This window comes from Terrabacter sp. P5_B1 (genome assembly GCF_056400505.1).
In genome coordinates this window covers 1-7,875 of the sequence record NZ_JBFULD010000198.1, presented here as the reverse complement: position 1 = coordinate 7,875, position 7,875 = coordinate 1, and the positions used below count along the sequence as shown (strand labels likewise).

Sequence of the window (7,875 nt, the reverse complement as noted above, 5' to 3'; positions counted from 1 at the left end):
GCCGGCGCCGCCGCCGGCCGCCGGCCGCCGGTGGGGCAGCTACTTCTTCTTGCCCTGGTCGGAGTCGCTCGAGAGCGCGGCCACGAAGGCTTCCTGCGGCACCTCGACCCGACCGACCATCTTCATGCGCTTCTTGCCCTCCTTCTGCTTCTCGAGGAGCTTGCGCTTGCGGCTGATGTCGCCGCCGTAGCACTTGGCGAGCACGTCCTTGCGGATGGCGCGGATGTTCTCGCGCGCGATGATGCGCGAGCCGATGGCGGCCTGGATCGGGACCTCGAACTGCTGGCGCGGGATGAGGTCCTTGAGCTTGCTCGCCATCATGACGCCGTAGGCGTACGCCTTGTCCTTGTGGACGATCGCGGAGAACGCGTCGACCGTCTCGCCCTGGAGGAGGATCTCGACCTTCACGAGGTCGGCCACCTGCTCCCCGTCGGGCTCGTAGTCGAGCGAGGCGTAGCCGCGGGTGCGGGACTTCAGCTGGTCGAAGAAGTCGAAGACGATCTCGGCGAGCGGCAGCGTGTAGCGCATCTCGACCCGGTCCTCGGAGAGGTAGTCCATGCCGCGGAGGTTGCCGCGCTTCTGCTGGCAGAGCTCCATGATCGCCCCGACGAACTCCGAAGGCGCGAGGATCGTGGCGCGCACGATGGGCTCGCTCACCTCGCGGATCTTGCCGTCGGGGTACTCACTCGGGTTGGTGACGTGCACGGCCTTGCCGTCGTCCATCGTCACGTCGTAGACGACGTTGGGTTGGGTCGAGATGAGGTCGAGGCCGAACTCGCGCTCGAGGCGCTCGCGGACGATCTCGAGGTGGAGCAGGCCGAGGAAGCCGACGCGGAAGCCGAAGCCGAGGGCGGCCGACGTCTCGGGCTCGTAGACGAGCGCGGCGTCGTTGAGCTTGAGCTTGTCGAGGGCCTCGCGCAGGTCGGGGTAGTCGGACCCGTCGATGGGATAGAGGCCGGAGAAGACCATCGGCTTGGGGTCGCGGTAGCCGCCGAGGTCCTTGGTCGCGGGCTTGCTCGCGTTGGTCACCGTGTCGCCGACGCGGGACTGGCGCACGTCCTTGACGCCGGTGATGAGGTAGCCGACCTCGCCGACCCCGAGCCCCTTCGAGGGCACGGGCTCGGGGCTGATGACGCCGATCTCGAGCAGCTCGTGGGTCGCCCGGGTCGACATCATGACGATCTTCTCGCGCGGGCTGAGGTTGCCGTCGACGACGCGGACGTACGTGACGACCCCGCGGTAGGTGTCGTAGACCGAGTCGAAGATCATCGCGCGAGCCGGCGCGTCGGGATCGCCGACCGGGGCGGGCAGCGTGCGGACGATGGTGTCGAGCAGCGGCTCGACGCCGGCGCCGGTCTTGCCGGACACCTGCAGGCAGTCCTCCGGCTCGCACCCGATGAGCTTGGCCAGCTCCTCGGCGTACTTCTCGGGCTGGGCGGCCGGCAGGTCGATCTTGTTGAGCACCGGCACGATGCTGAGGTCGTTCTCCATCGCGAGGTAGAGGTTCGCGAGGGTCTGTGCCTCGATGCCCTGGGCCGCATCGACGAGGAGCACGGCACCCTCGCACGCCGCGAGCGAGCGGGAGACCTCGTAGGTGAAGTCGACGTGGCCGGGTGTGTCGATCATGTTCAGGGCATACGTCGTGCCCTCGAGCTCCCACGGCATGCGCACGGCCTGGCTCTTGATCGTGATCCCGCGCTCGCGCTCGATGTCCATGCGGTCGAGGTACTGCGCGCGCATGGCGCGCGAGTCGACGACGCCGGTCAGCTGCAGCATGCGGTCGGCCAGCGTCGACTTGCCGTGGTCGATGTGCGCGATGATGCAGAAGTTGCGGATCAGGTCCGACGGCGTTGCGTTGGGTGCCAACGCGGAGCGGGCCATGGGCGACACGTGGGACGAACCTCGCAGAGTCAGGGTGACGGGGATGGTGCTGGTCGGCGGCCGGGCGGCGCTCTCGTCGCTCGAGTCGCTCGAGTCGTTCGAGTCGCCGGGGACCGCCGCCGCAACCACCACAGTCTCCCATGCTTTGGGGGGCCGGCGCTCACGCCTCCCCGGCCTGTCCCCGCATCGGGACGCCCTGGTGACGCACAATGGCGGCCATGCGCGCCCAACCGATGCAGGTCCTACCAGTGGCCCCCGGCTCGCACCTGCCGCTGCGCCGCTACGTGCGGCATCCTCGCGAGATCGTGATGCTCGTCCTCGCCGTCGTCACGTCGGTGCTGCTCCTCGTCGCGGCCTTCTCCGAGGTGTCGCTCGCCATCGACGAGCAGCGCACGCCGGACGTCTACGCCCTCGCGCTGATCTTCGCCCCGGTGCTCGTCTGGTTCGCGCGCGGACAGCTGTGGGCCCAGCAGCGGCTCTCCGGGATCAAGCTGACCCCGGAGCAGTTCCCCGAGGCCCATGCGATGCTCGTCGACGCGGCCGCCCGGTCCGGCATGTCCTACGTCCCCGACGCGTACGTCGTGCTCGGCAACGGCGTGCTCAACGCGGCCGCCTCGGGCCACGGCCTCCGCCGGTTCGTCGTCATCAACAGCGACCTGCTCGAGGTCGGCGGCGCGGCGAGGGAGCCGGACGCGTTGCGCTTCGTCATCGCCCACGAGGTCGGGCATCTGGCCGCCGGGCACGTCAGCTACTGGCGCGTCCTCGGCACGTTCGCCTCGCAGTGGATCCCCCTCGTCGGCTCGACCCTGAGCCGGGCGCAGGAGTACACCGCCGACAACTACGGCCACGCGCTGGCGCCGCAGGGTGCCCGCTCCGCCATGGCGACGCTCGCCGGAGGGAAGTACCTCGGCCGCTCCGTCGACGTTGACGCGATGGCCGACCGTGCCGTCACCGAGCCGGGCTTCTTCGTCTGGGTCACCAACGCCGTCGCCAGCCACCCGGTGCTGCTGTGGCGCATCCACGCGCTGCGCGACCGGCGCCGTCCCGGCCGCCTGCTCTGGCGCCCCAAGGAGCCGTGGCTCTGGGGCCGGCCGGCCGCGCCGGGGGCGTATGCCCTGCCCGCCATGGTCGGTTTCGCTCCGACGCCCCTCCCGGAAGATGCCCCCGCGATCCAGCCGGGGCCCTCGGGATCATTCGTGCCGGTCGAGTGACCGCGTCACCACCGACGGTGGCCGGGCCTCCAGCGTTCAGGCGTTCGTCGTCTCGGCGCTGACAGCAGCCCGGCTGATCTGGCGGTCGGAGCCCTCGGCGACGACACGCCGACGACGCTCGAGCACCGCCRACAGCACCGCGACCCCGACCCCGAGCACGGCCAGGCCCGCCCCGACGAGACTCGGCGCGCCGTAGCCCCACCCGGCGGCCAGCACCATCGAGCCGAGCCACGCACCGAGCGCGTTCGCGGTGTTGAGCGTCGAGTGGTTGAGGGCGGCGGCGAGCGACTGCCCCTCGTGGGCGACGTCCATCAGGCGGGTCTGGAGCAGCGGCACGACGATCGAGGGCAGCAGGCCCAGGACGAAGACCATGACGACGGCGAGCCAGAGCGTGTGCGCCGCCCAGCCGAAGAGGGCCAGGAGCACGGCGATGAGGCCGAGGGCGCCGATGATGCCCTTGAGCACCCCGACGCGGTTGGCGATCCGCCCGCTCAGCACCATCCCCGCGACCATGCCGATGCCGTATGCCGCGAGCACCCACGGGATGTAGCGCTCGTCCAGTCCGGCCAGCTCGGTCATGGTCGGCGTGATGAAGGAGTACATCGCGAACATGCCGCCGAAGCCGACGACGCCGACGAGCAGGGCGAGCCAGACCTGGACGCGGCGCAGCGCCTGCATCTCGGCGCGCATGGACTCCTCCCCGCTCGGCGGCTGGTGCGGCAGGAAGAGCGCGATGGCCACGACGGTCAGGGCCGCGACGGCGCCGACGAGGACGTAGGGCAGGTGCCAGGAGAACCGCTGGCCCAGCAGTGTCGCGACCGGCACCCCGACGACGTTCGCGACCCCGAGGCCGCCGAGGATGGCCGCCACCGCGGCCGTGCGTCGGTGGTGGGACACGAGGGAGGCAGCCACGACCGAGCCGATGCCGAAGAAGGCACCGTGCGGGAGGCCGGCGAGGAACCGCGCGGCCATGACGGTGGGGTAGCTGTCCGCCGCGAGGATGGCGAGGTGCGCGACGGCGAAGAAGGCCATCAAGCCCATGAGCAGGCCCTTGCGCGGGAGCTTGGCCGCGGCGACGGCGATGAGCGGGGCCCCGACGACGACGCCGAGCGCGTAGGCCGAGACGTAGTGGCCGGCCGTCGCGATGTCGACACCGGTGCCCTTGGCGATCTGCGGCAGCAGGCCCATCGTCACGAACTCCGTGGTGCCGATGGCGAAACCTCCCACCGCTAGCGCGAGGATGGCGAGGGTCGTGCGACGTCTGGCGGGGCTCACAGGGGGTTCTCCGGGGTCGGTCGTCGATCGGCGGCCAAGGTGGTGGCACCGGCGTGGTGGCAGGGTGGCGTGGTGCGGATCGCCGTCGACCCGGTCTCGGACTCCAACGGTAACGGCGGCGCGGCTACGGTGATTCCCATGTCCAGCACCTTCGAGCGTCTCCTCGGCAGACTTCGTGGCATCGTGCGCGGCGCGTCCTCTCCCACCCGCGCCCGACCGGCCAGCCCACCGGCCAGCCGTCCGACCAGCCGTCCGACCAGCCGTCCGACCAGCCGTCCGACCAGCCGCCCGACCAGCCGCCCGACCAGTCCCTCGACCGGGCGACCGGTCGCCCACCGGGGCGCGGCCTACCCCGGCGACGCGACGCGGCTGCCTGACACGACGTACGCGCCGCGGCCGGACGGCCGCCCGGACCCCGGTGAGATCGTCTGGACGTGGGTGCCCTACGAGGAGGACCACAGCCAGGGCAAGGACCGCCCGGTGCTCGTCATCGGACGCGACGGCGACTGGCTCGTGGCCCTGCCCCTGACGAGCAAGGACCACGACCGGGACGAGCAGCAGGAGCGGCGCTCGGGCCGTGAGTGGGTCGACATCGGCTCCGGCGCCTGGGACGGTCGCGGCCGCCCGAGCGAGGTGCGCGTCAACCGCCTGGTCCGGGTCGATCCCGACAGGGTGCGCCGGGAGGGTGCCGTGCTCCCCCGCGACCGCTACGACGAGGTCGTCGCTGCGGCACGCGCCCTGCACGCGCGCTGAGCCGTCCCCGTCATCCTCCGGACGCACGGCGGGCCCGTCACCACGAGGTGACGGGCCCGCTCACGCGAGAGGGTGGTGCGTCAGAGCGACGCGACCTTCTTCGCCAGCGCCGACTTCTTGTTGGCGGCCTGGTTCTGGTGGATGACACCCTTGCTGACAGCCTTGTCGAGCTTCTTCGAGGCGGTCTTGAGGGCGTCGGCCGCGGCGTCCTTGTCGCCGGAGGCGGTGGCCTCACGGACCTTGCGGACCCACGTGCGGAGCTCGCTCTTGACGGCCTTGTTGCGCTCGGTGCGCGTCGCGTTCGTCTTGATGCGCTTGAGCTGCGACTTGATGTTTGCCACGTTGATGGTTTCTTTCGTTCGGTCGGATGGTTGCCGTTAGAGGGCGGCAAAGCTGCTCGGGACCGGGCGTGGGGACACCCTGCGTGAGCAGCTCTGGGTGCTGCAGACGTGCGCGCACGACCTGAGCGCGCACGCAAGGGTCAAAGTTACCAGCGGCCGGTGCGCACGACCAAACCGGGAGCATGCCGTCCCCCGCGGTCCGTCGAGGCGCTGGGTGGACAGGTGTTTCAGCGTGCGGCGCGGGCGCGGGCCATGGTCAGGATGGCGCGCTCCACGGCATACACGGGGTCGCGTCCGCCGCCCTTGACCTCGAAGTCGGCCGCGGCGACGGCCTGCACCGCGACGGCGAGGCCGTCGGCGCTCCAGTGGCCGACGGCCCGGCGGGCCTTGTCGACCTGCCACGGAGCCATGCCGAGGCTCTTGGCCAGCTGGGCCGAGCTGCCTCGCCCCGCGGCGCCGACCTTGATGAGCTGGCGCAGCTGGGAGGCGATGACGGCCACGATCGGCACGGGGTCGACGCCGGTGGCGATGGCGTGACGGAGCAGGCGCAGGGCCTCACCGGACTGGCCCGCCACGGCCGCGTCGGCGACCCGGAAGCCCGTGGCCTCGACCTTGCCGCCGTGGTAGGTGTCGACGACGGCGTCGTCGATCGTGCCCTCCGTGTCGGAGACGAGCTGCGAGCAGGCCGCGGCCAGCTCTCGCACGTCCTTGCCGACGGCCTCGACGAGGGCACGGACGCCCTCGCTCGTGATCTTGCGCCGGGCGGCCGCGAACTCCTTCATGACGAAGTCGGTCTTGTCGCGGTCGGTCTTGATGGCCGGGCACTCGATGACCCGGGCGCCGGACTTCTTCATCGTGTCGAGGACCTTCTTGCCCTTCATGCCTCCGCCGTGGGCGACGACGAGACCGAGCTCGGGATCGGGCACGGCGAGGAGCGAGAGCAGGTCGAGCTGCAGCTCGTCGGGCGACTCGTGCAGGTCGCGCACGACGATGGTCTTGGCCCCACCGAAGAGCGAGGGGCTCGCATGCATCTGCAGGGCCCCGGACTCGTACGTCGCCGGGTCGATGCGGATGACCTCGACGTCGGCCCGCTTGCCCGGCTCGAGCACGGCGGCGACGGCGCGCTCGACGAGGACGCCCTCCGGGCCGGTCACGAGGACGAAGGGCGGAACGGCCGGGTCGGTCATGGCGTCAACTCTGCCATGCGGGCCCGACAGCCGGCCCGCCCCGTCCCCCGTGGAAGTGAAGGTCATGTTCGCCCTCGTCCTCGCCATCGTGCTCACCGCCGTCGGCTTCGTCCTGCTCCGGCTCAAGGACCACCCCAGGAAGCTGAGCCGCTACGCCGCGATCCCGTTCGCGCTCGCCTTCTTTCTCGTCGTGAGCGCCTCGTACTACCGCCTCGACGCGGGCGAGGCTGCGGTGACCAAGACCTTCGGCACGGTGGGTGACGAGGCGATCAGCGCCACCGGCATCCACCTCAAGGCGCCGTGGCAGGACCTCATCCGCTTCGACATCCGCAACCAGACCATCGCGCTCGACGAGGGCGGGGGCCGCATCTCGACCGTCACGAGCGACAACGCGACGGTCGCCTACGACGTGACCATCCGCTACTCCCTCAACCCGGGCAAGCTCTCGGAGATCGTGCGGCAGTACCCCGACCAGGAGTCGTTCATCTCCCGTGCGGTCCTCCCCGGAGTCTCGTCGGTGACCCGCGACGCGCCGACGACCTTCACGGCCGCCGCGGTCCGCCAGTCACGGGCGCAGCTCGCGCTGCGGATCACCGAGGGCCTCGAGAAGCGTCTCGGCGAGGTCGGCGTCACCGTGGAGCAGGTCGACCCGAGGGCCATCACGCTCGACCAGAGCGTGCAGGCCAACTACGACAAGGTGCAGAGCTCGCTCGCCAACGCCGAAGCGGCCAAGGCCGACCTGCAGACGGCTCTCGCCAAGGCCGAGATCACCAAGACCGAGGCCCAGGCCACGTCCGACGCCGACCAGATCATCCGCTGCGGGGCGACCTCGACACAGGTCAACGAGGTCATCAACGGCAAGGACGTCAAGGCCGTGAAGGTCGTGCCGGTGCCGTCCGAGAAGTGCCAGAACCGGCTCAACGAGCAGGTCCTCATGAGCAAGTACATCGACATGCTCAAGGAGCACGGGGACTCGCTCATCGTCGTGCCGCAGGGGACCTCGAACCTGCTGCAGCTGCCCACACCGCCGGTGGCCACCCCGAAGACCCCGTGACGCCCGTCGCAGCGCGATGGCGTATGCCGTGCGGCCCGTCAGTCGAAGAGGGCGCCTGACGCGATGGTCAGGCCGAGCTGCTCGACCCGCGCGGCGATGGTCTCCTCGGGCAGCTCGAAGTGGTCGACCAGCTCGTCGAGCTGCATGCCGGCGTCGGCGGCGTCGCGCAGCTC

At 70.8% G+C, this 7,875-nt stretch carries 7 protein-coding genes; 3 read left to right on the top strand and 4 right to left on the bottom strand.

What is annotated here, in order from left to right:
* Positions 1–39 precede the first annotated feature (39 nt).
* Positions 40–1,881 (bottom strand): translation elongation factor 4, encoded by a 1,842-nt coding sequence (gene lepA, locus AC1DP0_RS14345; protein WP_478085224.1) that lies wholly within the window; start codon positions 1,879–1,881, stop codon positions 40–42.
* Positions 1,882–2,099: 218 nt separating this feature from the next.
* Between lepA and AC1DP0_RS14340 the strand changes: the two genes are divergently transcribed.
* Positions 2,100–3,092 carry a M48 family metallopeptidase gene (locus AC1DP0_RS14340; RefSeq protein WP_478085222.1) on the top strand — a complete coding sequence of 331 codons (993 nt, stop codon included), beginning with the start codon at positions 2,100–2,102 and terminating at the stop codon, positions 3,090–3,092.
* Between the two features lie 36 nt (positions 3,093–3,128).
* On the opposite strand, the gene AC1DP0_RS14335 is transcribed toward AC1DP0_RS14340, so the two are convergent.
* Complete coding sequence (locus tag AC1DP0_RS14335) at positions 3,129–4,367, bottom strand: MFS transporter (protein ID WP_478085221.1); 1,239 nt, start codon at positions 4,365–4,367, stop codon at positions 3,129–3,131.
* 138 nt (positions 4,368–4,505) lie between these two features.
* Between AC1DP0_RS14335 and AC1DP0_RS14330 the strand changes: the two genes are divergently transcribed.
* Positions 4,506–5,120, top strand: coding sequence for a type II toxin-antitoxin system PemK/MazF family toxin (locus AC1DP0_RS14330; protein ID WP_478085220.1), 615 nt, complete (start codon positions 4,506–4,508; stop codon positions 5,118–5,120).
* 80 nt (positions 5,121–5,200) lie between these two features.
* Here the strand turns inward: AC1DP0_RS14330 and rpsT are convergent, their stop codons facing one another.
* Both rpsT and holA read right to left on the bottom strand, forming a co-directional pair.
* A complete protein-coding gene (gene rpsT, locus AC1DP0_RS14325; protein ID WP_478085219.1) occupies positions 5,201–5,461 on the bottom strand; it encodes a 30S ribosomal protein S20 in 261 nt (86 codons plus the stop codon).
* Positions 5,462–5,688: 227 nt separating this feature from the next.
* Positions 5,689–6,648 carry a DNA polymerase III subunit delta gene (holA, locus tag AC1DP0_RS14320; RefSeq protein WP_478085218.1) on the bottom strand — a complete coding sequence of 320 codons (960 nt, stop codon included), beginning with the start codon at positions 6,646–6,648 and terminating at the stop codon, positions 5,689–5,691.
* A gap of 64 nt (positions 6,649–6,712) precedes the next feature.
* Here holA and AC1DP0_RS14315 point away from each other — a divergent pair, with 64 nt between their 5' ends.
* Positions 6,713–7,702 carry a prohibitin family protein gene (locus AC1DP0_RS14315; protein WP_478085223.1) on the top strand — a complete coding sequence of 330 codons (990 nt, stop codon included), beginning with the start codon at positions 6,713–6,715 and terminating at the stop codon, positions 7,700–7,702.
* The last annotated feature ends 173 nt before the right edge of the window (positions 7,703–7,875 follow it).